This window comes from Shimia aestuarii (genome assembly GCF_022814865.1).
Lineage (GTDB): Bacteria > Pseudomonadota > Alphaproteobacteria > Rhodobacterales > Rhodobacteraceae > Shimia > Shimia aestuarii_A.
In genome coordinates, this window is sequence record NZ_JAKVRD010000060.1 from 1 (window position 1) to 413 (window position 413).

Below are 413 nucleotides of genomic sequence, written 5' to 3' on the forward strand. Positions count from 1 at the left end.
CAATACGAAACGACCCCACAGTGCTCTGGGCTATCGCCCACCGGCCCCCGAAACCATCATCCAGATGGACCAAAGGCCGATCATGCACTAACAATCAAATTGGACCACTCAAGTGGGGCGGATCACCGATTATGTCGAGAACAGCGAAATTTGCCAGCGACTATGCAAAAGCCGCTCCCTGCGCTTGACCGACATTGGTGCAAATTGCAGCGTCGGTTGAAGTGGGCTCAAAGCCGACTTGCGGCGGTTCGGCGCATCATCCACGGCACCCTCGCCGTTCTTAGAAGCTTCCGGCCCTGAGCCGACGTTCAGGTATCTTGTCGCCAATGACTGGTTCGATGCCAAAGCCGATCCCGCCGCGTAGCGTTGAGAGCCACGGTTTAGTGAACCGCATTGTCCGAGGTGAAAACGAA

The 413-nt window shown here is 56.4% G+C and carries 1 protein-coding gene; it reads right to left on the minus strand.

Features of this window, described 5'->3' with window-relative positions:
• Positions 1-129: 129 nt before the first annotated feature.
• A partial coding sequence (locus tag MK745_RS19690; protein WP_243614867.1) for a hypothetical protein occupies positions 130-413 on the minus strand: 284 nt, incomplete at its 5' end.